15 protein-coding genes are annotated in these 25,918 nt (G+C 67.9%); 11 read left to right on the top strand and 4 right to left on the bottom strand.

All coding sequences use genetic code 11. The annotated features are described in order from the left end of the window. Nucleotides 1-9: 9 nt before the first annotated feature. A complete protein-coding gene (locus C1877_RS09950; protein ID WP_114569083.1) occupies nt 10-1,647 on the bottom strand; it encodes a diguanylate cyclase domain-containing protein in 1,638 nt (545 codons plus the stop codon). A gap of 223 nt (nt 1,648-1,870) precedes the next feature. Here C1877_RS09950 and C1877_RS09945 point away from each other — a divergent pair, with 223 nt between their 5' ends. From C1877_RS09945 to C1877_RS09905, 9 genes are all read left to right on the top strand, one after another. Further along, complete coding sequence (locus C1877_RS09945) at nt 1,871-2,797, top strand: DUF2156 domain-containing protein (RefSeq protein WP_015539613.1); 927 nt, start codon at nt 1,871-1,873, stop codon at nt 2,795-2,797. Nucleotides 2,798-3,455: 658 nt separating this feature from the next. Further along, on the top strand, nt 3,456-6,995 hold the full coding sequence (rpoB, locus tag C1877_RS09940) for a DNA-directed RNA polymerase subunit beta (protein WP_041239345.1): 3,540 nt from the start codon (nt 3,456-3,458) through the stop codon (nt 6,993-6,995). After that, nucleotides 6,996-11,417 (top strand): DNA-directed RNA polymerase subunit beta', encoded by a 4,422-nt coding sequence (locus C1877_RS09935; RefSeq protein ID WP_114569082.1) that lies wholly within the window; start codon nt 6,996-6,998, stop codon nt 11,415-11,417. Nucleotides 11,418-11,492: 75 nt separating this feature from the next. Continuing rightward, the gene (locus C1877_RS09930; protein WP_015539616.1) at nt 11,493-11,981 is read left to right on the top strand and encodes a phosphoribosyl-ATP pyrophosphatase; all 489 of its coding nucleotides are present in this window, start codon (nt 11,493-11,495) and stop codon (nt 11,979-11,981) included. 1 nt (nt 11,982) lies between these two features. Next, the gene (gene glmM, locus C1877_RS09925) at nt 11,983-13,317 is read left to right on the top strand and encodes a phosphoglucosamine mutase (RefSeq protein WP_114569081.1); all 1,335 of its coding nucleotides are present in this window, start codon (nt 11,983-11,985) and stop codon (nt 13,315-13,317) included. Between the two features lie 218 nt (nt 13,318-13,535). Further along, nucleotides 13,536-14,606: a radical SAM protein gene (locus tag C1877_RS09920; protein ID WP_114569080.1), complete on the top strand. Its 1,071-nt coding sequence runs from the start codon at nt 13,536-13,538 to the stop codon at nt 14,604-14,606. A 119-nt stretch (nt 14,607-14,725) separates the two neighbouring features. Then, nucleotides 14,726-15,865 (top strand): ABC transporter substrate-binding protein, encoded by a 1,140-nt coding sequence (locus C1877_RS09915; RefSeq protein ID WP_114569079.1) that lies wholly within the window; start codon nt 14,726-14,728, stop codon nt 15,863-15,865. 84 nt (nt 15,866-15,949) lie between these two features. Continuing rightward, nucleotides 15,950-16,840, top strand: a complete 891-nt coding sequence (locus tag C1877_RS09910; RefSeq protein ID WP_181813831.1) for an ABC transporter ATP-binding protein — start codon at nt 15,950-15,952, stop codon at nt 16,838-16,840. Then, nucleotides 16,837-17,763: an ABC transporter permease gene (locus C1877_RS09905; RefSeq protein ID WP_015539617.1), complete on the top strand. Its 927-nt coding sequence runs from the start codon at nt 16,837-16,839 to the stop codon at nt 17,761-17,763. The genes C1877_RS09910 and C1877_RS09905 overlap by 4 nt, the downstream gene beginning before the upstream one ends. An 82-nt stretch (nt 17,764-17,845) precedes the next feature. On the opposite strand, the gene C1877_RS09900 is transcribed toward C1877_RS09905, so the two are convergent. After that, nucleotides 17,846-18,853, bottom strand: coding sequence for a radical SAM protein (locus C1877_RS09900; RefSeq protein WP_114569077.1), 1,008 nt, complete (start codon nt 18,851-18,853; stop codon nt 17,846-17,848). 301 nt (nt 18,854-19,154) lie between these two features. Here C1877_RS09900 and C1877_RS09895 point away from each other — a divergent pair, with 301 nt between their 5' ends. Together C1877_RS09895 and C1877_RS09890 are read left to right on the top strand one after the other, a co-directional pair. Then, nucleotides 19,155-20,585 (top strand): basic amino acid/polyamine antiporter, encoded by a 1,431-nt coding sequence (locus C1877_RS09895; RefSeq protein ID WP_015539618.1) that lies wholly within the window; start codon nt 19,155-19,157, stop codon nt 20,583-20,585. 14 nt (nt 20,586-20,599) lie between these two features. Further along, the gene (locus tag C1877_RS09890; protein ID WP_114569076.1) at nt 20,600-21,778 is read left to right on the top strand and encodes an aminotransferase; all 1,179 of its coding nucleotides are present in this window, start codon (nt 20,600-20,602) and stop codon (nt 21,776-21,778) included. A gap of 62 nt (nt 21,779-21,840) precedes the next feature. On the opposite strand, the gene ppk1 is transcribed toward C1877_RS09890, so the two are convergent. Together ppk1 and C1877_RS09880 are read right to left on the bottom strand one after the other, a co-directional pair. Beyond that, complete coding sequence (ppk1, locus tag C1877_RS09885; protein WP_114569075.1) at nt 21,841-24,555, bottom strand: polyphosphate kinase 1; 2,715 nt, start codon at nt 24,553-24,555, stop codon at nt 21,841-21,843. A 25-nt stretch (nt 24,556-24,580) separates the two neighbouring features. Further along, complete coding sequence (locus tag C1877_RS09880) at nt 24,581-25,507, bottom strand: Ppx/GppA phosphatase family protein (protein WP_114569074.1); 927 nt, start codon at nt 25,505-25,507, stop codon at nt 24,581-24,583. Between the last annotated feature and the right edge of the window lie 411 nt (nt 25,508-25,918).

The following is a 25,918-nucleotide window of genomic DNA, read 5'->3' as shown; positions in this document are numbered from 1 at the left end:
CGCCCGCCCTCAGGCGGGGCTCGGCTCGGCCAAGCGCGGCGAGGCGCCGTCGCGTTTGGCGCGGTAGAGCGCCTCGTCGCTCTTCCTGATGAGGGCGTCGATGGGCAGCGCGGGGTCGTCGGTGGCGGCTATGCCGGCGCTCGCCGTGACCGCCCAGGCGCTCCCGTCTGCCGCGGACTCGCGCGCCAGGTCCGCGAGCAGCGCGCGCACGGTCGCCTCCGTCCGCTCGATCGACCGCTCTCCCATGAGCGCCACCACGAACTCGTCGCCGCCCCAGCGCACCACGAACCCGTCGGGAAACGCCTCGCGCAGCGTCTTCGCCGTCATGCCGAGCGCCGCGTCGCCGGCTGCATGGCCGTAGCGGTCGTTGATGTCCTTGAAATCGTCCAGGTCGAACGTGATGAGCGTGACCGGCTGGCTGCCGCGATGCTCCTCCACGTGCTCGTAGAAGTAGCGCCGGTTGTACAGCCCGGTCAGGTAGTCCGTGCGCGCGGCGGCTATCACGCGCTGCTCCAGCTTGCGCTCGTTCGTCACGTCGCGGTAGATGCGCAGCACCCCCGTCGCGTTGCCGAACACGTCGAGGATGGCGCGCTCGTTGACCTCGAACGTCTTCGGCTCCCCGCGTATGGACGCCGTGAAGAAGCTCGAGTCCTCGAAGTCGTTTGCATCCACCACGGCATCCCCCAGCACGATGCGCCGCCAGCGGTCGAAGTCGCCGCCCACCACGCGCTCGCGCTTCACGTCGAAGTAGTCCTCGGCGCGCTCGTTGATGTTGACGATGGCGCCCTCGTTGTCGAGCACCACGACGGCGTAGGGCATCGAGTCGATGAATATCTCCAGCTCGGTCCTTATGTTTCCCAGATCCGTCACGTCGTGGGCCACCCCCACGGTTCCCATGACGGTGCCGTCGTAGTCGATGAGCGGCGACTTGTACGTCTTGAACTGGCGCATGCCGCTCTTCGTCTTCACCTGCTCGTCGAACAGGAGCGTCGTGCTCGAGCGCATGGTCTCCTCCTCGGATTCCAGGCACACGAACTCTCCCTGCGCGTACTCGTCGGGCGTGATGTCCCATATATAGTAGTGTCCGCGCCCCTCCACCTGGTCCTTCGTCTTGCCCACCGTCTCGCAGAACGCGTCGTTCACCTTGAGGTGGGCGCCGCGCGCGTCCTTGAACCACACGAGCTCGGGTATGGAGTCGATGGCGGTGTCGAGGTACTGCTGCGCGAGGGACAGGTCGGCGTCGCGTTTCGCCGAGCGCTGCAGCCGGGCGAGCTCGAAAGCGGCCCGCGTCGCGTCGAGCGGTCGCGTCCACAGCGCGTCGAACGCCCCGTAGTCCTCCGGCGTCCAGCATGCCGCCTCGGCGGCGTCGGCAACGACCGCCACGGCGCTGTAGAACGTGTCGAGTCGCATGCGCCGCCTCGCCATGAGGTCCGCAAGGCAGCGCGACGGCCGGGCGCCGCCCGGCGCGTCGGCGAAGAGCCGCAGGTCGACGACGGCGATGTCGCAGGAGCAGAACGCCTCGGCTTCCAGCGCGGGGAAGGCCTCGACCGCATGCTCGAACCGATCGAGGGGCGCCGCGCGGCGCAGGGCCTCCTCCACGGGCGGCTCGATGCCGAACAGGTTGATGCGCAGCGTCTTGTGGTACATGGCAGGACCTTTCAACGGTTGATTGACAGTGTACTCCTTGCGTTGCGGCAGGGGGCGAACAACCGCCTTCGTTTCGGCATCCCCCGGCGTTTATCCTTGCGCGAAGCGTCCTGCGGGGCATCGGGCGTTGCGAACCTGAGGCTGTTCGCCCGCAGCGCGTTCGTCTACACTAGGAGGCCGGCGCCTATGCGCCCATGAGGAAAAGCCCCGAGGAAAGCGACCCATGGAATACAGAACGCTGCAGCTTGCCGACAAAGACGCCGTGGAGCAGGTGCTCGCGCCGCTCGGGCGCAACGACTCCGCGCTCGGGTTCGCCAACCTGTACTCGCTCACGGAGAAGTACGGCACGGAGGTCCGCCTCGAGGGGCGCGCGCTGCACGTGCGCCAGCGTCGCCGGCTCCCGGGGGCCGTGGCGTACTACCCGCCGCTCGGCGGGGAGGACGTCGTTGCCGATATCGCCCGCCTGCTGGAGGAGGCGGCCGGGGCGGGGGAGCGACCCGTGCTCGTGGGCGTGACCCCCTCGCAGCGCCAGCGCCTCGAGGAGGCGCTGCCCGGCATGTTCGCGTTCTCCACCGACCGCGCCTTCGCCGACTACCTCTACCGCACCCGGGACATCGCCGCCTACGCGGGCCCGGCGCTTGCGAAGAAGCGCCGCGAGACGAACAAGTTCTTCCAGCTCTACGGCGACGATGTGTCCTTCGAGCCCGTCGTCCCCGCCTGCCTCGACGAGCTGCGCGCGTTCCAGCAGGCTTGGCACGAGGGGAGCCGCCGCCGCGGCACCGAGGAGCACCCCCTGGAGCTGGAGCACCGCAAGATCGCGCTCGACCTGGACCATTTCGAGGCCTTGGGCCTGGAGGGCATCCTGCTGCGCATCGCCGGCGACGTGCAGGGCTACGCCTACGGGTCCCTCCTGCCCGGCGGCGCCTTCGACGTCATGGTGCTGAAGGGCAACCTGGACTTCCGCTACATCTGGCGCGCCCTCCTGCGCGAGCTGGCCCGCACCGTGGCCCCCCGCGCCGAGTTCCTCAACCTGGAGGAGGACCTGGGCCTTCCCGGCCTGCGCGAGAACAAGCTGAGCTACCAGCCCTGCGCCCTCCTGGCGCGCTACCAGGCAACCCTGGCGGGCGGGGCGGCGCCGTGTTCCGTATAGGCTGCCTCCTGCCGATTCCTCCGCGGCGCGTCGTGCAAGCCGCATCCTGCTCCAAGCCGCATCCTGCTTGATCCTGCGATGCCGCGTGGGGCGCCCGTGTGCGTGCGGAACGTGCGGTCGCGGGCGCTTGTCGGCTTAGGGGCTGTCGAGTGCCAAAAAACGGCCGGTTTGGCAATCGCCGCCGCGCGCTCTTCCGGCTGCTTGAAATACGTCGCATTCCTGAGCAGGGGAAACGTCAAGCACATGGCAGAACGCCCGCAGCTCGCGAGCGAAATGACGGCTTTGAGATTGCCAAAACGCTCATTTTTTGACCGAACCTGCCGAAAAAGAGGGCACCGCGCGCAGGGGCCTCGCGCAACGCATAGGGATGCGGCGCTTCCCTTCTTCCCATCGATCGGCCGGGCGCGTTCCCGTCGGCCGGCCGGGCGCCCGTGTCGGGGATGCCGCGCCGGCATGGGGTGCGCAGCGCGCCAAGCGCGCCAAAACCCTTCGCGCCACCAAAAAGTTTCCTCTCTATTTCCCCAGCTAAACCCGTGAAACTCCAGCAAATCACCACAGTTCGTAAAAATATTCCTTGACACCTCTTGACAACCGAAGTATTTTTAGAAATTGCGACTTTTCGCAGTTTCACGGATTTTCTTGAAGGAGGAAAAGCCTCGTGGCCCAAGCAAAAAACAGCGCTCCCACCAGCCTTTACAGGAACCGCCGCAGCTTCGCCAAGATTCCGGACGTCATGGACGTCCCCAACCTCATAGCCATCCAGACCGACAGCTTCGAGTTTTTCAAGGGCGAGGGCCTCGCGCAGGCCTTCCACGACATCAGCCCTATCGAGAACTCGACGAAGGACATGTGCGTGGAGTTCGGCAAGCACGAGTTCGGCGAGCCGAAGTACACGGTTGACGAGTGCAAGGAGAAGGACGTCTCCTACCAGGCGCCGCTGTTCGTGGAGATCCGCTTCATCAACCGCGAGACGGGCGAGATCAAGGAGCAGGACGTGTTCATGGGCGACTTCCCGCTCATGACGCCGCGCGGCACCTTCATCATCAACGGCACCGAGCGCGTCGTGGTGTCCCAGCTCGTGCGCTCCCCGGGCGTCTACTTCGCCGCCGAGCGCGACAAGACGTCCGACAAGACCATCTACAATGCGAAGGTCATCCCGAGCCGCGGCGCGTGGCTCGAGTTCGAGACCGACAAGCGCGACATCCTGTCCGTGCGCATCGACCGCAAGCGCAAGCAGCCGGCCACGCTGCTCGTGCGCGCCCTCGGCCTGGCCGAGACGCGCGAGGAGATCATCGAGCTCCTCGGCTCCGACGAGATGGTGCTGCGCACGCTCGACCGCGACCCGGCCACTACGAAGGAAGAGTCGCTCATCGAGCTGTACAAGCGCTTCCGCCCCGGCGAGCCGCCCACCATCGACTCCGCCCGGACGCTCCTCGAGGGCCTGTTCTTCAACCCGCAGCGCTACGACCTGGCGAAGGTCGGCCGCTACAAGATCAACAAGAAGCTGGGCTTCGATCCGGACTACGAGGCCTCCACGCTCACCGACGACGACATCGTGCGCACGATGCAGTACATCGTGGGCCTGCACGCCGGCGCCGAGGACTTCCAGACCGACGACATCGACCACTTCGGCAACCGCCGCATCCGCACGGTGGGCGAGCTGATCCAGAACCAGTTCCGCATCGGCCTGTCCCGCATGGAGCGCGTCGTGCGCGAGCGCATGAGCATGCAGGAGCCCGACGAGATCACGCCGCAGTCCCTGGTGAACATCCGCCCCATCGTGGCGGCCATCAAAGAGTTCTTCGGTTCCTCGCAGCTGTCCCAGTTCATGGACCAGACGAACCCCGCCGCCGGCATCACGCACAAGCGCCGCCTGTCGGCCCTGGGCCCCGGCGGCCTGTCCCGCGAGCGCGCCGGCTTCGAGGTGCGCGACGTGCACACGTCCCACTACGGCCGCATGTGCCCCATCGAGACGCCTGAAGGCCCGAACATCGGCCTGATCGGCTCGCTGGCCACCTACGCCCGCATCAACCCCTACGGCTTCATCGAGACGCCGTACCGCCGTGTCGTGGACGGCAAGGTCACGGACGACGTGGACTACCTCACGGCCGACGAGGAGGAGAACTACGTCATCGCCCAGGCGAACGACCTGTTCGACCCCGAGACGCGCCAGTTCGGCACGTTCGACGAGAACGGCGAGTTCCATGTGGCTGCCCGCGTGCTCTGCCGCACGAAGGACGCCAACGGCGTCTTCGGCGAGCCCGACGAGCTGCCGCCCAGCCAGGTGGACTACATGGACGTGTCCCCGCGCCAGATGGTGTCGGTGGCCACCTCGCTCATCCCGTTCCTCGAGCACGACGACGCGAACCGCGCCCTCATGGGCTCGAACATGCAGCGCCAGGCCGTGCCGCTGCTGCGCCCCAACGCGCCGCTCGTGGGCACCGGCATCGAGCACCGCATCGCGGTGGACTCCGGCGAGATACTCGTCGCCCAGAACCCGGGCGTCGTGGACTACGTGGACGGCCAGACCATCATCATCCTGAACGACGACGGCGAGTACGACGAGTACCTCGTGCCGAAGTTCCAGCGCTCCAACCAGTCCGGCTGCATCAACCACCGCCCCATCGTGCGCAAGGGCGACGAGGTGCAGAAGGGCGACGTGCTGGCCGACGGCCCCAGCTGCGACGGCGGCGAGCTCGCGCTCGGCCAGAACCTCATGGTGGCCTACATGCCGTGGGAAGGCTACAACTACGAGGACGCCATCATCGTGTCCGAGCGCGTGGTGTCCGAGGACCTGCTCACGTCCATCCATATCTCCGAGTACGAGATCGACGCGCGCGACACGAAGCTCGGCCCCGAGGAGATCACCCGCGAGATCCCGAACATCTCCGACGACATGATCAGCGACCTGGACGCCGACGGCATCATCCGCGTGGGCGCCGAGGTGTTCCCGGGCGACGTGCTGGTGGGCAAGGTCACGCCGAAGGGCGAGACGGAGCTCACGGCCGAGGAGCGCCTGCTGCGCGCCATCTTCGGCGAGAAGGCCCGCGAGGTGCGCGACACGTCCCTCAAGGTGCCCCACGGCTCCGGCGGCCGCGTCATCGGCATGGCGCGCTTCAGCCGCGCGGCCGGCGACGAGCTGGCTCCCGGCGTGAACGAGCTCGTGCGCATCTACGTGGCGCAGAAGCGCAAGGTGCAGCAGGGCGACAAGCTGTCCGGTCGCCACGGCAACAAGGGCGTCATCTCGCGCGTGCTGCCGCTGGAGGACATGCCCTACCTGGCCGACGGCACCCCCATCGACGTCATCCTGAACCCGCTCGGCGTTCCGTCCCGTATGAACGTGGGCCAGCTGTTGGAGAACCACCTGGGCTGGGCCGCGAAGTGGGGCTGGGACGACGCGGAGGAGACGGACGCCGTGGTGGAGGGCCCCATGCACGTGGCCACGCCCGTGTTCGACGGCGCCACGGAGCGCGAGATCTCCGATGCCATCGAGAAGGCGAACCGTAACCTCATCAACATCAACCACGCCAAGTACGGCGACAAGGCGCGCGACGAGTTCGTGCCGCAGCTGTCCCGCACCGGCAAGACGTGGCTCTACGACGGCCGCACGGGCGAGAAGTTCCGCGAGCCCATCACGGTCGGCCAGAGCTACATCCTGAAGCTCGGCCACATGGTCGACGACAAGATCCACGCCCGCTCCACCGGCCCCTACAGCCTGATCACCCAGCAGCCGCTGGGCGGCAAGGCGCAGTTCGGCGGCCAGCGCTTCGGCGAGATGGAAGTGTGGGCGCTCTACGCCTACGGCGCGTCCAACGTGCTGCAGGAGATCCTCACCGTGAAGTCCGACGACACCGCCGGCCGCGTCAAGTCCTACGAGTCCATCGTCAAGGGCGAGAACATCCCGGCCGCCGAGGTGCCCGAGTCCTTCAAGGTGCTGGTGAAGGAAATGAAGTCCCTGTGCCTGAACGTGGAGCTCGAGGGCCACGACCACCAGACCATCGACGTGACGGTGGAGTCCGAGGGACAGGAAGACGGAGACCGCGCGCTGTTCGAGGCCATCGCGGCCGACGCGCGCAAGACCGAGGAAGATGCGGCGAACGCGCTCGACGACATCGCCGCCGAACTGGGAGAGCTCATGGGAGACATCTCTGACGATAATGGAACGAACGACCTCATCGGGGATGGGGAGGAGCGATAGATGACGACGGAATTCGACGTTACCAATTTCGACGCCCTGCGTATTTCGCTTGCCAACGCCGAGGACGTGCGCGGCTGGTCGCGCGGCGAGGTGAAGAAGCCCGAGACCATCAACTACCGCACGCTCAAGCCCGAGAAGGACGGCCTGTTCTGCGAGAAGATCTTCGGTCCCACGAAGGACTGGGAGTGCGCTTGCGGCAAGTACAAGCGCGTGCGCTTCAAGGGCATCGTGTGCGAGCGCTGCGGCGTGGAGGTCACGCGCAGCAAGGTGCGCCGCGAGCGCATGGGCCACATCGAGCTGGCCGCGCCGGTGAGCCATATCTGGTACTTCAAGGGCTCGCCCTCGCGCCTGGGCTACCTGCTGGACATCCCGCCGAAAGAGCTGGAGAAGGTGCTGTACTTCGCCTCCTCCATCGTGACCTCGGTTGACAAGGAGGCCCGCGAGGAGGATGCCGACGAGCTGCGCGACGAGCTGGCCGCCGACCTTGAGGAGCTGGACGCCGAGCGCGACCGCCTCATCGAGGCCACGCGCAAGCTGTCCACGAGCTACGTGCCCGAGGACGACGACTTCGTTGACGAGGTCGACGAGGACGAGCGCCTGACGCCCGAGGAGGTCGACGAGGAGATCGCCGACATCTACGAGGAGTTCAACGAGCGCAAGGCCCTGCGCCAGGACGCGTTCGACGCCTTCATGAAGATCGAGCCGAAGCAGCTCGTGCCTGACGAGGCCCTGTACCGCGAGATGCGCCTCAACTACCGCGACTACTTCACGGGCGGCATGGGCGCCGAGTCCGTGCGCGACCTGCTGGACGCCATGGACCTGGCCGCCGTGGCCGAGGAGCTGCGCGAGACCATTGCCAACGGCAAGGGCCAGAAGCGCGCCAAGGCCATCAAGCGCCTCAAGGTGGTGGACGCGTTCCTGAAGTCCACGAACAAGCCCACGGACATGATCCTGGACGTCATCCCGGTCATCCCGCCCGACCTGCGCCCCATGGTGCAGTTGGACGGCGGCCGCTTCGCGACGTCGGACCTGAACGACCTGTACCGTCGCGTCATCAACCGCAACAACCGCTTGAAGCGCCTGCTGGATTTGGGCGCCCCCGAGATCATCGTCAACAACGAGAAGCGCATGCTGCAGGAGGCCGTCGACAGCCTGTTCGACAACGGCCGCCGCGGCCGCCCCGTCACGGGCCCGGGCAACCGCCCGCTGAAGTCGCTCTCCGACATGCTCAAGGGCAAGCAGGGCCGCTTCCGCCAGAACCTGCTGGGCAAGCGCGTGGACTACTCCGGCCGCTCGGTTATCGTCGTGGGCCCGCAGCTGAAGCTGCACCAGTGCGGCTTGCCGAGCCAGATGGCGCTGGAGCTGTTCAAGCCCTTCGTCATGAAGCGCCTGGTGGAGCTTGAGTACGCCGCGAACATCAAGGCGGCCAAGCGCTCCGTGGACCGCGGCGCCAGCTACGTGTGGGACGTGCTCGAAGAGGTCATCACGGAACATCCCGTGCTGCTGAACCGCGCACCTACCCTGCACCGCCTGGGCATCCAGGCCTTCGAGCCGGTGCTGGTCGAGGGCAAGGCCATCAAGCTGCACCCGCTGGTCTGCACCGCCTTCAACGCCGACTTCGACGGCGACCAGATGGCCGTGCACGTGCCGCTGGGCGCCGAGGCGCAGGCCGAGGCCCGCGTGCTCATGCTGTCCGCCAACAACATCAAGTCGCCGGCCCACGGCCGTCCGCTGACCGTGCCCACCCAGGACATGATCATCGGCCTGTACTACCTCACGGCCGCCCGCGACGGCTTCGAGGGCGAGGGCCGCGCGTTCATCGACTTCGACGACGCCATGAACGCCTACGACGCCCGCGCCGAGCTGGACCTGCAGGCCAAGATCTGGGTGCGCCTCTCCAAGGACACGCAGGTGGCCACGGCGTACAACACGTTCGAGGACCACAAGGCGGGCGAGCGCATCGAGACCACCATCGGCCGCATCACGTTCAACAACGTGCTGCCCGAGGACTACCCGTACCTCAACTACGAGATGAACAAGAAGGAGATCAGCCGTCTCGTGGAGGACGTGTGCAACCGCTACGAGCTGTCCAGCGTGCCGCCCATCCTGGACGGCCTCAAGGACGCGGGCTTCCACTACGCCACGCGCGCCGGCGTCACCGTGTCGGTGTACGACGCCACCGTGCCGCCGAACAAGGGCGAGATCCTGGCGGCCGCCGACGAGAAGGTCGCGGCCATCGACGAGGACTACGAGATGGGCCTCATGAGCCAGGAGGAGCGCCACAAGCAGGTCGTGGACATCTGGAACGCCGCCAACGAAGAGGTCGGCGAGGCCATGGCCGAGAACTTCGACAAGTTCAACCCCATCTACATGATGGCGTTCTCCGGCGCCCGAGGCAACATCAAGCAGATCCGCCAGCTGGCCGGTATGCGCGGCCTCATGTCCGACCCGAAGGGCGAGATCATCGACCGACCCATCAAGGCGAACTTCCGCGAGGGCCTGTCGGTTCTGGAATACTTCATCTCCACGCACGGCGCCCGTAAGGGTCTCGCCGACACGGCGCTGCGTACCGCCGACTCGGGCTACCTGACCCGCCGCTTGGTGGACGTGGCCCAGGACGTCATCATCCGCGAGATCGACTGCGGGACGACCGACGGGGTGCCCTATCCGCTGCACAACGACAAGGGCGACGTGGACGACAACCTCATCGGCCGCTGCCTGCTGGAGGACGCCAAGGGCGCCGACGGCACGGTGGTGCTGGCCGCGGGCGAGTACGTGGAGCGCATGGACCAGCTGCGCGCCATGGACGAGGCCGGCATCGACACGGTGGTCATCCGCACGGTCATGACCTGCCATGCCGAGCACGGCGTGTGCCAGAAGTGCTACGGCTGGGACCTTGCCACGAGCCGCCCGGTGAACATCGGCACGGCGGTGGGCATCATCGCCGCCCAGTCCATCGGCGAGCCGGGCACCCAGCTCACCATGCGCACGTTCCACACCGGCGGCGTGGCCGGCGAGGACATCACCCACGGTCTGCCCCGTGTCCAGGAGCTGTTCGAGGCGCGCAAGCCCAAGGGCCTCGCCGTCCTCGCGGAGATCTCCGGCACGCTGCAGATCGCGGGCGACAAGCAGTCCAAGACCATCACGATCCACGACCAGCAGGGCAACTTCCGCGAGTACGTGGTGAGCGCCCGCGCCCAGATGCTGCCGGGCGTGACGGACGGGTGCGAGGTGCACGTGGGCCAGCAGCTCACCAAGGGCTCCGTGAACCCGCACGACCTGCTGCGCCTCACCGACCCGAACACCACGCTGCGCTACATCGTGAGCCAGGTGCAGGGCGTGTACGTGAGCCAGGGCGTGGACATCAACGACAAGCATATCGAGGTCATCTCGCGCCAGATGCTGCGCAAGGTGGCCGTGACCGACGCCGGCGACTCCGACTACCTGCCGGGCCGCCAGGTCAACCGCTTCGAGTTCGAGGACGAGGCCAACCGCCTCATCGCCGAGGGCAAGGAGCCTCCCGTGGGCCAGCCGCTCTTGCTGGGCATCACGAAGGCGTCGCTCGCCACGGACTCGTTCCTGTCGGCGGCCTCCTTCCAGGAGACCACCAAGGTGCTCACCGATGCCGCGATCGAGGGCAAGACCGACCACTTGGCCGGCCTCAAGGAGAACGTCATCATCGGCAAGCCCATCCCGGCGGGCACGGGCCTTCCGCGCTACCGCGAGGTGGGGCTCACCTACAAGGGCCGCCCGGTTTCCGGCGTGCAGGGCGAGAACCTGCCCGACTTCGCCCCCGAGGCGCTCCGCGAGATCGAGGAGCTGCTGCCCCAGCCGCAGGACTGGTCGCTTGACGGCGACGGCTACCTCAACATGGGCACGAACTACGGCAGCTACTACAGCGGCCTGTCGCTCGGGCACCGCGGCCCGCAGCTCACCGACGAGGACGCGCGCCTGTACATCTACGACGACTTGGGCGTGTCGCAGCGCTGGGCCAACAAGTTCAGCGAGGCGGGCATCGAGACGGTGGCCGACCTCGTGGGCCACACCGAGGAGGACCTGCTGCGCATCGAGGGCATCGGCGTAAAGGCCATCGAGGAGCTGAAGGAGGGGTTGGCGGAACGCGGCCTCTCGCACGTGATCGAGGACGACCTCGCCGCCACGAGCGACGACATGTCGCAGCTCTTGGACATGGTGTTCTCGCCCGACGACACCATCCTCATCGGCGGCGACGAGCCTCCGACCTTCAACACCGAGGGCGAGGACATGCTGGGCGAGGCCCTGCCGCCCCGCTCCTACCAGCGCAACTTGGAAGAGCTGGACGCGCTTCTGGGCTCCGTGGGGTCGCTCGGCTTCGGGCTGACCACCAAGGAGGACGAGGAAGCCGCCTCCGAGGATGCCGAGGACGACGACATCGAAGAGTAGCAACCGGGGGCGCGCCAAGGTGCGCCCCCTTTTCATGCGGCGTCCTGTCAGGTTCAAGAGATCGAAAGGCACGACATGTCCGATAAAACCTACCTCCCGGCCGGCGAGACGCCGCCGGCCTCGCAGATCGGGGCAACGCTCGAGGCGCTTGCGGCCACCATCGCGGCGCGGCGCGACGCGGGGGAGGAGAGCTACACGCACCGCCTGCTCGCCGGCCCGGCCGATGACGTGCTGAAAAAAGTCATGGAGGAGGCGGGGGAGACGGCGCTCGCCGCCAAGGACGTGGAGTCCTGGGCCACTTCGTCGCTCGCCGCCACGCTGGCGGTTGTCGGCGCGGACGTGGACGACGCGCTTTCCGTAGAGCTGCCGCCCGAGTACGATGCGGCGGTGGACCACCTGCGCTACGAGGCGGCCGACGTGGTGTACCACCTGCTGGTGGCACTGGAGCGCTACGGCATCGGCCTCGACGAGTTCGCCGCCGAGCTCAACACCCGCATGACCGACGCGGAGCGCCCGCAAGGCGCCGTCCGCCTCCACGACGAACATATCAAAAGGGGGAAGTAACATGGCACGACTTTTCGGGACCGATGGGGTTCGCGGGGTGGCGAACACGCAGCTCACGTGCGACCTCGCCTTCAAGCTCGGCCAGGCGGCCGTGGCGTTCCAGGGCAAGACCATCCTCATCGGCAAGGACACGCGCCTTTCGGGCGACATGCTGGAGTCGGCCGTGGCGGCCGGCATCATGTCGATGGGCGGCACGGCGCTTCTGGCCGGCATCATCCCGACGCCCGCCATCGCGCTGCTCGTGCGCGAGCTGCACTGCGATGGCGGCATCGTCATCTCGGCCTCGCACAACCCGCCGGAGTACAACGGCATCAAGCTGTTCGACGCCCAGGGCTTCAAGCTGCCGGATGCGGTGGAGGACGAGATCGAGGCGTTCGTGGCGCGCGGCGGCGCGGCGGCCGACGAGCTGCCGGCCGGCGACGCGGTGGGCGTGGCCCTGCCGGTGGACGACGCCTGCGAGCTCTATATCGCGCACGCCGTGGCGACCGTGGCCGACGAGGGCATCGACCTCTCGGGCCTCAAGGTGGCGCTCGACGTGGGCCATGGCGCCTCGTGCATGACGAGCGCCGAGGCGCTGCGCCGCCTGGGCGCGGACGTCACGGTGGTCAACGAGGACTTCGACGGCACCGACATCAACGTGCAGTGCGGCTCCACCCACTTGGGCCCCGTGTGCGACCTCGTGGCCGAGATCGGCGCGGACGTGGGTATTGCCCATGACGGCGACGCGGACCGCGTCATGCTGGTGGATGCCCACGGCAACGAGATCGACGGCGACGTGGTCGAGGCCGTGTGCGCCATCGACCTCAAGGAGCGCGGGCTTTTGGCCGGCAACACCGCCGTGTCCACCGTCATGTGCAACCTGGGCCTTGCGCATGCCCTGCGCGATGCGGGCATCGAGCTCGTCCAGACGAAGGTGGGCGACCGCTACGTGCTGGAGGCCATGCGCGAGGGCGGCTTCGTCCTGGGCGGCGAGCAGAGCGGTCACATGATCTTCCTCGAGCACAATTCCACGGGCGACGGCCTGGTCACGGCGCTGCAGTTCCTCGCGGCTTGCAAGCGCGCCGGCAAGTCCATCGCCGATGCCGCCGCCGTGATGACGCGCTTCCCGCAGACGCTCGTGAACGTGCACGTGAAGGACAAGCACGCCGTTGACGGCAACGCCGCCGTGGCCGCCGCCGTGGAGGCCGCCGAGGCCGAGCTGGGCGATTCCGGCCGCGTGCTGCTGCGCCCGAGCGGCACCGAACCGGTCGTCCGCGTCATGGTGGAGGCCGCCAGCGCCGAGGAAGCCGACCGCCATGCCCACGCCATCGCTGCCGTGGTGGAGCGCGAGGTGTAAGGCAGGCGCACGACGGGCCTTGCCGCCAGCGCACTGCCCGAGGGCCCCGGAAACGGGGCCCTCGCCGTTTAAGGGCCTGCGGCGCGCCTCTTGGCCGTCGGGGAACCGCCCGGAACGCCGCCCTTTTTCCACCAGTTACTTGTATCGGGCTAGTATATGATAGCGTCTAGTAATATACTGTATCCTACATGAGCGAAGGGGATAGGGAGAGGAGCAGCATGGACGAGGCGACGGTGGCGTTGATCGACCGTATCGCGGAAGGGGGATTGGCGGGTACCGTTCCTCCCAAGGCGGACGTCGTGCGGCTGCTCGCCCTCGACCCGTGCTCGCCGGAGGCGTCCTACCTCGAGGAGCGTGCGTGCGAGGTGGCGCACCGCGTGTCGGGCGACACCGGGCGCATAGCGGGAGCGGTGGGCATCGACTTCGCACCCTGCTCCATGAACTGCTCCTTCTGCTCGTTCGGCGAGCGATGGGGCGTCATCGGGGAAGAGGTGGCCTATACCGAGGACGAGGTCATCGCCATGGTGCGGGCCTACGTCGAGCAGGGGGCCACCATGGTGACGCTGCGGTCGACGGAGTTCTACGACCTCGACGTGCTGCAGGAGTGGATCGCCGATATCCGCGCCCAGGTTCCGGGGAGCTACGAGATCAACATGAACGTGGGCGAGCTGACGCCCGAGCGCGCCCAGGCCATCTGGGAGTGCGGCGCGACGAGCGCCTACCATGTGCTCCGCCTTAGGGAAGGCGAGGACACGCCGTTCGACCCGGAGGTACGCATCGCCACCATCCGCGCCATCGCCGCGTCGCCGCTTCTGCTGGGCACCTGCGTCGAGCCCATCGGCCCCGAGCACACCGATGACGAGCTGGCCGATGGGATATTGTTCGGGCTGGAGTGCGGCGCCTACTCGGGCGGCGTCATGGCGCGCGTGCCCGTGCCCGGCACGCCCCTCGAACATGCGGGGACGATATCCGAGGACCGCCTGATGCAGATCCTCGCGGTCGAGCGCATCGTCGCCGGCTTGCAGTACGAGAGCATCGGCTGCCACCCGCCCGTGGAGCGGGCCCTCTACGCCGGTGCGAACTCGCTCACCGTCGAGGCGGGCGCCAATCCGCGCGACGTCGAGCCGGGCGCCGAGCCATGGAAAGGGTTCACGGTGGCCGAGGCGAAGGGGCTGTTGGAGAAGGCTGGATTCGCCGTGCGCCTGCCGAACCCCGAGCCGCGCGTCTGCCCGACCCCTCGGCTGCGCACGGGCGAGCGGGTCCCGAAGCCGTCGGGCCGCTGCTGCTAGGGCGGCGGCGAGCGAAGCGCGAGCCGGGCGGCGGCGCGGGCGGCTCGGCAGCTATTCTGGAAACGACGGCCGGCCTCGATGGAGCGCCGTGCCGTGCCATTCGATAAGGAGGATGCACTATGAATCTCACCCGACGTGGTTTCTGCGCGCTTTCGGGCGTGGCGGCGGCTTCCGTGCTGGGCCTCGGCCTTGCCGGCTGCGGCGGCCAGGCGCCCCAGGCCGAGACGAAGGCCGAGGGGCCGGCCGACGAGGCGTCCCAGGACTACCTGACCCAGGGCAAGGGCGAGCACCTCGTGTGCGGCGTGACGGGCAAGCTCATCAAGATCGCCCCCGCCATCGTGGCCGACAAGCTGGGCTACTTCGACGAAGAGGGCTGCGATGTGGAGTTCCAGCAGATCGCGCTCAACGACGCCATGACCGCGCTCACCAACAACCAGTTGGACATGGACCTGTTCGGCGTCGTGCCCGCCTGCACCTACGTGTCGCAGGGCGCGAAGGCCTACATCTTCGGCGGCACCATCCTCAACGGCTCGGAGATCTGCGCGCTCGACTCGTTCGACCGCGAGCTCAAGACGGCCGCGGACTACAAGGGGCTCCGCATCGGCGTGAACCGCCCCGAGACCGGCCAGATGGTGTTCAAGGAGTGGCTGCAGGACGAGGGCCTGGACATCAACGGCGGCGACGTGGCGTTCACGTACTTCGACAACGACCAAGGCGGCTTCGAGGCGGTGAAGAAGGGCGAGTTCGACCTGTACATCACGAACAACGCCCAGGGCTTCGTGCAGCGCAGCAACGGCATAAAGGTGGTCGCCACCGTCAAGCAGTACGCGGGCGACTACCCGTGCTGCCGCCAGAACTGCTCCGAGCAGGCGCTTCACGAGAAGTACCTGTCGCTCATGGACTTCGAGACGGCCCTGCTGCGCGGCTACAAGACCTACCGGCAGGAGCCCGACACGGTCATTCCGCTGCTTGTGGACTACTCCGGCCAGGAGGAGGCCTACGTGCGCGCCGCCATGTACGGCACGGACGACTACGACAACGTCATGGACCCGTCGCCCGACCCCAACAAGAACGCCGTCCTCAAGTTCTACGACACGCTGAAGAACATCGGCGAGATCGACAAGGCCACGGCGTACTCCATGGACGACTACGTGGTGACGTCGATCTACCGCACGGCGCTCGATACGCTGCTCGAGCGCGAGCCTGACGAGCAGCTGTGGAAGGACCTCGACCAGGCGTACGCGAAGAACAACGAATAGCGGGCCTGCGGGCTATCGGGTACCATGGATGCGGGCGCTCCGGCGCCCGCATCCGACGTTCGGAAACGGAGAAGGGGAGGGCGCGTGGGGAAGATCGACATCGAGGACGTCTCGTTCGCCTACGAGGACGTGGCGGCGGGCGGCAGGCCGACGGCCGCCGGCGCCGCGGACGACCGCGCGCTGCGCGACGTGGCGCTCGAGGTGCCCGACGGGCAGTTCCTCTGCGTCATCGGCCACTCGGGCAGCGGCAAGACCACGCTCCTGCGGCTTGTCGCCGGCCTTAGCCGCCCGAGCGCGGGAACCGTCCGCATCGACGGCGCGCCGGTGGAGGGGCCGGGCCTCGACCGTGCCGTCGTGTTCCAGAACTATGCGCTGTTCCCCTGGATGAGCGCCCTGCGCAACGTGGAGTTCGGCGTGGAGCAGGCCAACAAGGAGCTGCACCGCGGGCTGACGAAGGCCCAGGTATCCGCCGTGGCGCGCGACTACCTGGACCGCGTGGGCATGGGCGCGGCGGCCGACAAGTACCCCTACCAGCTCTCCGGCGGCATGCGCCAGCGCGTTGCCATCGCGCGGGCGCTGGCCATGGACGCCGAGATCCTGCTGTTCGACGAGCCGTTCGGCGCGCTCGACGTCAAGACGCGCTGCTCGCTGCAGAAGCTCGTCGACGCCCTGTGGCGCTCGGGCGAGCGGCGCAAGACCGTCGTGTTCGTGACGCACGACATCAACGAGGCCATCCTGCTGGCCGACCGCGTGGTGTTCATGCGCCGGGGCGAGATCGTCGCCGACCGCGCCGTGGACGTGCCGCGGCCGCGCTCGTCGGCCATCTTCGCGCACGATGCGTGCGCCCGGGCCCTCAAGGACGAGCTGACCGACCTGTTCTACCTGGACGGCGAGGAGGACGAGGAAGGCGGCGCGTTCGGGGAGGCGGGCGCCGGCGTGCCCGGCGCGCTGCCGGGGAAGGCGGTGCTGCCATGAGGCGCCTGTTCGGGAAGGAGTTCGCATTCGCCCACGTGCTGCTGGCGGCCCTCGTGCTCGTGGTGACGTGCATGCCGAACCAGCGCATGGTCACGGTGTCGTACTACCCGCTGCTCGCCGGCCTCGCCGTCATCGAGGTGCTCTACCTGCTGCGCCTGGCCGCGCTGCGCCGTCGCGGCGCGTTCTCCACGGGGCCCACCGACATCGTGGTGCTCGTATGGGCGCTGTTCATCGTGTGGGACGTGTGCGCCACGAAGCTCGACATCGCGCCCACCGTGATCGTTCCTGCGCCCGAGGCCGTGTTCAACGTGTTCTTCGCCCAGGCCGACGTCATCGGCGCCGACATCGTCTCGTCGGTCACGCTGCTGGTCATGGGCTATGCGGGCGGCCTTGCGCTCGGCGTGGTGCTGGGCATCGTCTGCGGGTGGATACCGCGGCTGCGGGCCATGTTCTTCCCGATAGCGAACGTGCTGGCGCCCATCCCGCCCACGGTGTTCGCGCCGTACCTCATCGTGCTGCTGCCCACGTTCCGCACGGCGTCGTGCTTCATCATCCTGCTGGGCGTGTTCTGGCCGCAGTTCCTCAACATGGTGGTGCGCACGTCCTCGCTCGATGCCCAGCTGCTGGACAACGCGCGCACGCTGGGGGTGCGCAATTTCACCATGATCACGCGCATCATCCTGCCCTACGTGCTCCCCGAGGTGCTCAAGGGCCTGCGCGTGTCGCTGACCACCGCGTTTCTCATGCTCACGTTCGCCGAGATGCTGGGCGCGTCGTCGGGCATCGGCTACTTCATCAGCAACGCGAACAACTACGCCAACTACACCAACGTGGTGGCGGGCATCATCGTGTGCGGCGTGGTGGTGACGGTGCTGAGCTTCGCGACGGCCTGGGTGCAGCGCCGGTTCACCACCTGGCGGTAGGAGGCGGGAAGGCGGCGTCGGCGCGTGCGGCGTCGTCGCGGGAAGGCGGCCCGGCGGGGCGCCTTCCCGGCTCGCGGCGGGCCTAGCGGGCAGAGTAGGGCGGGTAGAACTGCGACGGGCCCTCGTGGACGGGCCAGTCGGTGTCGAAGTAGATCTCGCGCACCTGGTCGACGGACAGGCCGCGCGTCGTCTCGGTGGCGGTGTCGCGGGGCGACGTGCCGCGCTCGGCCCACATGATGTTGGCGCCGGCCTGGCCGCATAGCTGGCTGGGCTCGTGCGTGCAGTTGCCGCGGATGCCTGGGCCGGTGGCCAGAGCGGTGGCGCCGGCGTAGGTGGCCAGGCGGCCGTAGCTGATGTTGCCGTAGCGCTCGAACTCGGTTCCGGGCACGGTGTTGCGCCGCATGGCGCCGCTGAAGCCCACCTCGAAATCGCGTGCGAGCAAGATGAGGTCGGCCAGCTCCTCGGGCGTGTGCTCGGGCCCGATGGGGTCGATGCAGTTGCCCAGCACCAACCCGGCGCTCTTCGCGGCCTCCATGGTCTTCAGGCGCGTCTCCACCTTGCAGCGCGTGAACACGCCCTCGCCCAGGCGCACCACGTGGTATACGCCGGCTATGCCGATGCGCACGAGCTCGCGCGCGTAGTCCTCGTCGAAGTCGGGCACGTTCGCGATGAGCGGGACGTCGGTGGACAGCCCGGCGCGCACCGCCTGCGCCGTCTCCAGGAACTTCTCCTCGCCGTAGTGCACGGTGGTCACGAGGTAGAGCGCGTTCGCCCCGGCGGCCTCCATGGCCTGCGCCTCGGCGATCACCTGCTCGAGCGGGATGACCTCGTGCGTGCGGAAGATCTTGTTCGACGCCGCGAACGAGCAGAACTTGCAGTCGTTCGGGCACGGCGCCGCGTCCAGTCCGATGTGCGCGTGGATCTCCGCCTCGCCCCCGCACAGCTGCGAGGTGAACGCACGGCCCGCCTGCTGGATGGCGAACGCCTCGGGCGAGAGGTTCTCCACCGACAACAGGGCCATGATCTCCTTCTTGTCGAGCAGGCCTCCGTCGAGCGCCTTGTTGATGATGCGGATGATCTCGGTGTCCATGAAACCTGCTTTCCCTTCGCGTCCGGCCCGGCGCCGGGCCGATCTGTTGGTCGCCAATGATAGATTGCGTCCATTATAACCTTCCGAAGCGTTCCTCCTTGCCCGAACCGCGGCGAACGTAACCGACCAGCGGAGGGCCGTCAACGGATCGGCTTACCTGATTGCGCGCGTCAGGGAGACGTGGGATCGTTCTCGGCGCGGCACGGGACGCGGCCGCGATGCGCCCGCCGGTCGACCGCGGCGCAGTCGGACCGCGTTCCTGCCGCAACAGGCACCCATTTCGGCGGAAAGGCATCCCCCTATGGAAGAGGAAAAGAAGGGCATCGGGCTGTTCGGCCTCATCGGCCTCGTGGTCAGCTCCTGCATCGGCTCGGGCGTGTTCGCCCTCACCGGGCAGATCGGCCAGGTGGCTGCCCCGGGCAGCGCGCTCGTGGCATGGGGCGTCGTGGGCGTGGGCTTCCTCGCGCTGGCGCTCTCGTTCGCGAACCTGGGCGCGAAGCGGTCCGACCTGCACGGCATCTTCTCGTACGCCGAGGAGGGCTTCGGCAAGTTCTCGGGCTTCATCAGCGGCTGGGGCTACTGGCTGTCGGCGTGGCTCGGCAACGTGGCGTTCGCCACCATCCTCATGTCCACGCTCGGGTTCTTCCTGCCGTACTTCCTGCCGGGCAACAATATTGGCAGCATCGTGGTGGCCAGCGTCATCATGTGGGGCATCACGTTCCTCGTCATCCGCGGCGTGGAGAGCGCGGCATTCCTCAACGCCATCGTCATGATCGCGAAGGTCGTGCCCATCGTGGTGTTCATCCTGTTCAGCATCGTGCTGTTCAACGCCGGCGTGTTCACGGCCGACTTCTGGGGGCAGATGGCCAGCAACGCCGCCGCCATGGCGGGCGAGGGCGTGGACCTGGGCGGCGTGGGCGACCAGATAGTGAACTGCCTGATCATCATGATGTGGTCGTTCATCGGCATCGAGGGCGCCATGGTGGTGTCGGCCCGCGCGCGCAAGAAGAGCGAGGCCGGCAAGGCCACGGTCATCGGATTGGTGGTGCTGCTTTTGGTGTACGTGGGCGCGTCGGTGCTGCCGTTCGGGTACCTGCCCTACGCCGAGATCGGCGCGCTGGACAAGCCGGCCATGCTGTACGTGTTCGAGAGCATGGCGCCGGGCTGGGGCGGCGCGTTCATCAGCGTGGCGCTCATCGTCGCCGTGCTGGGGTCGTGGCTGTCGTTCACCATCCTGCCGTCCGAGACCACGTCGCTCATGGCGAAGCACGAGCTGCTGCCGCCCGTGTTCAACCGGCTGAACAAGAAGGGCTCGCCGCAGATCTCGCTCATCGTGGTGGGCGCGTGCACGCAGGCGTTCATGATCACGCTCCTGTTCACCGAGGACGCGTACAACTTCGCGTTCTCCATGTGCACGGTGGCCATCGTCATCACGTGGGCGTTCGCGGCGGCCTACCAGGTGAAGTTCTCGGCGCAGCACCACGAGTGGGGCCAGTGCGCCATCGGCATCGTGGCCGTGGCGTTCCAGGTGGTGGGCGTGCTGTTCAACGGCTGGTCGTTCCTGCTGCTCACGTGCGTGGGCTACATCCCCGGCTTCTTCTTCTACTGGCGGGCGCGCAAGGAGGCCGGCGCGACGGCCCTCACCACGGGCGAGAAGGCGGGCATGGGCGCCATCTCCGCGCTCGGCGTGCTGTCGCTGGTGCTGCTGGCAATGGGCGTCATCAGCTTTTAGGGAAGGAAACGAACATGGACATCGCACCGTTCGGGGTGGAGGACTGGCTCAACGTGCACGAGAAGAGCGCGACGTACGACATCGCGCAGTCTACCATCGCATCGATGACGCTCGACGAGCTCGTGGCGCTGGGAGCGCCGCGGGGGCTCGTGGCCGACGCGGCCGAGGCGGCCTTCCCGCAGGACGCCCGGGCGGGCGCCGCCCAGATGGGCTTCTTCGCGCGCCTGGGTGCCGAGAAGATGAACTACGGTTGGATCGAGGGCTCGCCCGCGTTCAAGCGGGCGGCGGCCGCGCTCTACGGGCGCGTGGAGCCCGAGGCCGTGCTGCAGACCAACGGCGCGACGGGCGCGAACCTGCTGGCCGTGCTCGCGCTCGTGTCGCGCGGCGACCACGTGGTCGCCGAGTACCCCAGCTACCAGCAGCTCTACGACATACCGCGGGCGCTCGGCGCCGAGGTGGACCTCTGGCGCATTTACGAGGACCGCGGCTGGTACCCCGACCTCGGCGAGCTCGAGCGCCTCGTGCGCCCCGACACGAGGCTCATCTGCCTGAACAACGCGAACAACCCTACGGGCACGTTCCTCGACCGCGCGTTCATGGAGCAGGTGGCCGACATCGCGCGCAGCGTGGGCGCCTTCGTGCTCGTGGACGAGGTGTACCTGCCGCTCGTGGGCACGGAGGACTTCGCCTCCATCGCGGATATCTACGAGCGCGGCGTGGCCACGAACAGCCTGTCGAAGACGTACTCTGTGCCCGGCGCGCGCATCGGCTGGACGGCGTCGAGCCCGCAGATCGCCGAGATGCTGCGGCCGTACCGCGACTACACCATGATCTGCTGCGGCGTGGTGAACGACGCGCTGGCCGTGCACGTGCTGGAGCACCGCGATGCCGTGCTCGCCCGCAACCGCCCCTTGGTGATGGGCAACCTGGCCATCGCGCAGGCGTGGATCGACGACGAGCCGCGCGTGTCGTGGGTGGCGCCGCAGGGGGTGTCCACGTCGTGCATCAAGCTGGACATCCCCGAGGACGACGAGGCGTTCTGCCTGCGGCTGCTCGAGGACGAGGGCGTGCTGCTCGTGCCGGGCAGCCGCTTCGACCTGCCGGGCCACGCGCGCCTCGGCTACTGCGCCCCCGAGCCGGTGCTGCGGGCGGGCCTGGCCGGCCTCGGCCGCGCCCTGCGCCGTTTCGACTGAGCGGGCGGCGCAGGCCTTTCGAGAACGGGGGTCGATCCGCAGGGTCGGCCCCCATTTACTTCCTATCGCACGAACTTGCTCAGGATGCGCACGAGCAGGCTGGGCTTGTGCGGGCGCGCAGGACGCACCGGCCGCGCCATGGCCTTGGACGTGGGAGCTGCCGGCGCCGCCTTCGGCGCCCGGACCGGCTGCGACTCCGGCAGGGCCTCCGGGACGGCCGCTTCCTCGGCCAGCACCTCAACCGCAGCGCTCTCCGCCGCCGCCTCGGCCGCGGCTAGGGCGCGCGCCACCGACTGGGCGGTCGCGGCGGCCCCGTCGGCCTCGCCCTGCGCCGCGCGCTCCTCGGCCACGCGCCCGACCGCGGCTTCCACGGCGGCCTGTGCGGCGGCCAGTACGGCCTCCTGCGCCCCGTTCTCCCCGCGCCCGCGGTTGGCCGTGCGCGCGGCCGCCTCCTCGGCCGCCGACAGGCGGTGCTCCTGCGCCTGCTTGATGAAGAACTCCTGCGAGTCGAACAGCACGGTTGCGCCCTCGCCGTCCTTGCGCGCGAACGCGCCGAGCGGTGTGTAGCTCTTGTCGGGCAGCAGCTCGCGCAGCTTCGCCGTGTCGTCCAGGCTCACGTCCAGATACCCCAGGATCTGCTCGCGCAGCCCGTCGTTCAAAATGGGCCAGGCTATCTCGATGCGCTTGTCCATGTTGCGCGTCATGAGGTCGGCGCTCGACAGGTAGAGCTTCATCGTCTCGCGCGGGCCGAACCCGTAGATGCGGCTGTGCTCCAAGAGGCGGCCCACGATGGACACCACGCGCACGTTCTCCGTGAGCCCCTCGAGCCCCGGCACGATGCACGAGATGCCGCGCACGAACAGCGTCACGGGCACGCCCGCCTGCGAGGCTTCCACCAGCTTCTCGATCACGTCCTTGTCGGTGATGGAGTTCGTCTTGAAGAACAGCCCGCTCGGCTCCCCGGCCTGCGCGCGGGCGATCTGCGCGTCGATGCCGGCCAGTATCATGGGCTTGATCTGCAGCGGGGCCACCCACATGATATCGTAGTTGTCCGAGGTGTTCTCCAGCCCCATGTTGCGGAAGAACTCCACGGCGTCGCGGCCGAACGTGGCATCGCATGTGATGAACGACAGGTCGGTGTAGAGCTTCGCCGTCTTCTCGTTGTAATTGCCGGTGCCCAGCTGCGTGATGTGCTGCAGGCCGGAGTCGGTCTGGCGCGTGATGCAGCAGATCTTCGAGTGCACCTTGAAGTCGCGGAACCCGTAGATGACCTTGCAGCCCGCCTGCTCGAAGCGCTGCGACCATTCGATGTTGTTGCTCTCGTCGAAGCGGGCGCGCAGCTCGAACAGCGCCGTGACCTCCTTGCCGTTCTCTGCCGCGGCGATAAGCGCCTCGGCGAGGTGCGACTGGCTGGCCAGGCGGTAGAGCGTGATCTTGATGGAGATGACGGCCGGGTCGTTCGCCGCCTCGCGTAGGAGCTGCACGAACGGGTCCATGCTCTCGTAGGGGTAGGAGAGCAGCGTCTCGCGCTCCGTCACCTGCTCGATGAGGGAGCGGTTGCGGTCGAGGCACGCCGGCCACTGCGGCGAGAACGGCGGGTTCGTGAGCGCCGCGCGCTCCTTCGCCGGCAGCCGCGACGCCAGAGCGAACGTGTAGCCCAAATCGAGCGGCACCGAGGTGGAGAACACCTGGTGGGGCCTTAGGTTAAGGCGCGCCAGCAGCAGCTTCTCCAGCGTGGTCGACAGCGGCCGCTCGCTCTCCAGGCGCACGGGGGCCAGGCGGGAGCGCTTCTTCAGGATGCGCTTCATGTGCTCGCGGTAGTCCTCGTCGGCCTCGTCGGAGCCCTCGGTGGCATCGAGGTCGGCGTTGCGGGTGACGCAGATGACGTTCGTGTGCTTCACGGTGTACATGGAGAATATCTCGGCCGCCACCATCTCTATGGCGTGCTCCAGCAGGACGAAGGCCAGCTCCTTGCCCTTGCCCGGCAGCGCGATGACGCGCTCGCACTGGCGCGGCATCGGCACGAGCCCCAGCGTCACGCCCTCGGCGCCCAGGTTCTTCGCCTTCTTCGCCTCCTTGACGGCGGCCTTGTCCGCCTTGCCGTCCTTGTCGGCCTTCGCCTTCGCGGCCTCCTTCTTCCGCTGCCGCTCCGCCTCGTCGTTCAGGCGCACCACCACGTACAGCGCGCCGTTCTCCAGGTGGGGGAAGGGGTGGCGCGCGTTGATGATCTGCGGCGACAGGAACGGCATGACGTTGTCGTGCACGTAGGCGGCAAGCCACGCGCGCTGCTCGTCGTCCAGCTCGTTCGGGCGCAGGTGGCGCACGCCGCGCTCGCCCAGCAGGCGGCGCACCTCCTCGAACGTGCGCTCCTGGATGGGGTACAGCTCGTGGCAGCGCGCGTAGATGGCGTCGAGCTGCTCGGAGGGCGTCATGCCCGACTTCGAGTCCACGATGTGCTTCTTCACGAGGGACAGGTCGGTCAGGCTGCCCACGCGCACCATGAAGAACTCCTGCAGGTTGCTCCAGAAGATGGAGACGAAGTTCAGGCGCTCGAGCAACGGCACCGTCTCGTCGGCGCCCTGGTCCAGCACGCGCTCGTTGAACGTGAGCCACGACAGCTCGCGGTTCTGCATATAGGGAGCCGCGTTAGCCGCAGGTGCGGCGGGCTCGGCCAGTGCTGCGGCGCCCTCGGCCTGGGCGGCGGGCTCGGCTTGCGATGCGGCGGCCGTAGGGCTCGCGGTTTCCTCGGGGTTCGGCGTATCCTTCGCAGCGTCCATGCTAGCTCCCTTCGTCTCGAACCCGCTATCCCAGCACGCGTTCCACGAGATAGCCCTCGCGCACGCCGTACTTGCAGATGTCCAGCCGCTCGGCGCGAAGCTCGCCCATGAGGGTGCCCAAGATCAGGCAGCCCGGCACGAGCGTGTGGATGCGCTCCGCCGACGCCTTGAGCGCCAGGTGCGCGAACGCGTCGGGGTCGTTGCGGCACGTGTCCAGTATCGCACGAATCTGGTCGGCCGTCATCGTTTTGGGGCGGATGGCTTCCTGGCGCAGCTGCGCGTGCATCTTCGCTGCCGCGCGCACGCTGCCGCCGATGCCGTACGCGGTGCCCGCGCGGTACGCGTCGCGGTTGGGCAGCGCCGCCAGCCGCTCGAAGAAAGCGCCGACGATGGCGTCCATCTCCTCGGGATCGGGCAGGATGGCGCGCACGAACGTGGCGTAGGAGGAGAGCGACCCTTGGCCCAGGCTCACGTTATCGAAGTCGCGCCCATCCTCGATGCGGGTGAGCTCCGTGGAGCCGCCGCCGATGTCCACCAGCGTGCCGCGCTCGATCGTGCGGTCGCACGTGGCGCCTGCGAATCCCAGGTGCGCCTCGTCGGCCGCCGAGAGCAGGTCGATGGTCAGCCCGCTCTCGCGCTCTATGGCGGCCACCGCCTCCGCGCTGTTCGCGGCGTTGCGCAGCACGGCGGTGGCGAACACGTCGATGCGCTTGCAGTCGAAGTACCGTGCCCGCTTCGCATGTCCCTTGAGCACGCTTGCCGCCCGCCGCACGCCGTCATCCGTGAACGTGCCGTCTGCGGCCACGAAGGCGGACAGCCCCGCCATGACCTTGTCGTTGATGAGGCTCTTGAAGTCCTTGCTGGAATAGGTTTTCCGGCGGTCGTCCTTCACCTCGTACACCACGAGGCGGATGGTGTTCGACCCCAGGTCGATTACGGCGTAGTTGGGCATGGCGGGTTCTCTTGTCTGTCGGGCGGCCTATCCACGCCGGGATGCACCGCGCTCTCCGGTCAATTAATCCATTCTAGGGAATCGGCGGGCCTCCGCAAGCGCGCGGCGCGATTCGGGGCCAAAGTTTTACGTGCCGTTGATGTGCTCTCCCTCCCTCCCTCCCTCCCTCCCTCCCTCCCTCCCTCCCTCGTCCTTCTGCCTCCTGTCCCGCGTTTTCCAAGTCGCGCTCGATCTCTCCGTCGCGAGGTCCTGACGCGGAAAGGGGCCCTCTATGCCAAAAAAGAGCCGGTGGGAGTGCGGCAGCCCGCTTGGACCGCCTAGACGGCGTAGCCGAGCCGCCTCCTGCGGCCCGTGATCGTATCGTACACCATCCGGCCCTCCTCGCGGAAGCCCTTGAGCCTGCCGTCCCTG

The sequence above is a fragment of the Gordonibacter pamelaeae genome (genome assembly GCF_003340385.1).
Lineage (GTDB): Bacteria > Actinomycetota > Coriobacteriia > Coriobacteriales > Eggerthellaceae > Gordonibacter > Gordonibacter pamelaeae.
Note: the sequence above shows the minus strand (reverse complement) of the source record. Positions and strands in the feature narration are given on the sequence as shown.

Coding starts and splice junctions, on each gene's coding strand:
- C1877_RS09950 (WP_114569083.1), bottom strand. CDS start 1,647: ATGTACCACAAGACGCTGCGCATCAACCTGTTCGGCATCGAGCCGCCC.
- C1877_RS09945 (WP_015539613.1), top strand. CDS start 1,871: ATGGAATACAGAACGCTGCAGCTTGCCGACAAAGACGCCGTGGAGCAG.
- C1877_RS09935 (WP_114569082.1), top strand. CDS start 6,996: ATGACGACGGAATTCGACGTTACCAATTTCGACGCCCTGCGTATTTCG.
- C1877_RS09930 (WP_015539616.1), top strand. CDS start 11,493: ATGTCCGATAAAACCTACCTCCCGGCCGGCGAGACGCCGCCGGCCTCG.
- glmM (WP_114569081.1), top strand. CDS start 11,983: ATGGCACGACTTTTCGGGACCGATGGGGTTCGCGGGGTGGCGAACACG.
- C1877_RS09920 (WP_114569080.1), top strand. CDS start 13,536: ATGGACGAGGCGACGGTGGCGTTGATCGACCGTATCGCGGAAGGGGGA.
- C1877_RS09915 (WP_114569079.1), top strand. CDS start 14,726: ATGAATCTCACCCGACGTGGTTTCTGCGCGCTTTCGGGCGTGGCGGCG.
- C1877_RS09905 (WP_015539617.1), top strand. CDS start 16,837: ATGAGGCGCCTGTTCGGGAAGGAGTTCGCATTCGCCCACGTGCTGCTG.
- C1877_RS09900 (WP_114569077.1), bottom strand. CDS start 18,853: ATGGACACCGAGATCATCCGCATCATCAACAAGGCGCTCGACGGAGGC.
- C1877_RS09895 (WP_015539618.1), top strand. CDS start 19,155: ATGGAAGAGGAAAAGAAGGGCATCGGGCTGTTCGGCCTCATCGGCCTC.
- C1877_RS09890 (WP_114569076.1), top strand. CDS start 20,600: ATGGACATCGCACCGTTCGGGGTGGAGGACTGGCTCAACGTGCACGAG.
- ppk1 (WP_114569075.1), bottom strand. CDS start 24,555: ATGGACGCTGCGAAGGATACGCCGAACCCCGAGGAAACCGCGAGCCCT.
- C1877_RS09880 (WP_114569074.1), bottom strand. CDS start 25,507: ATGCCCAACTACGCCGTAATCGACCTGGGGTCGAACACCATCCGCCTC.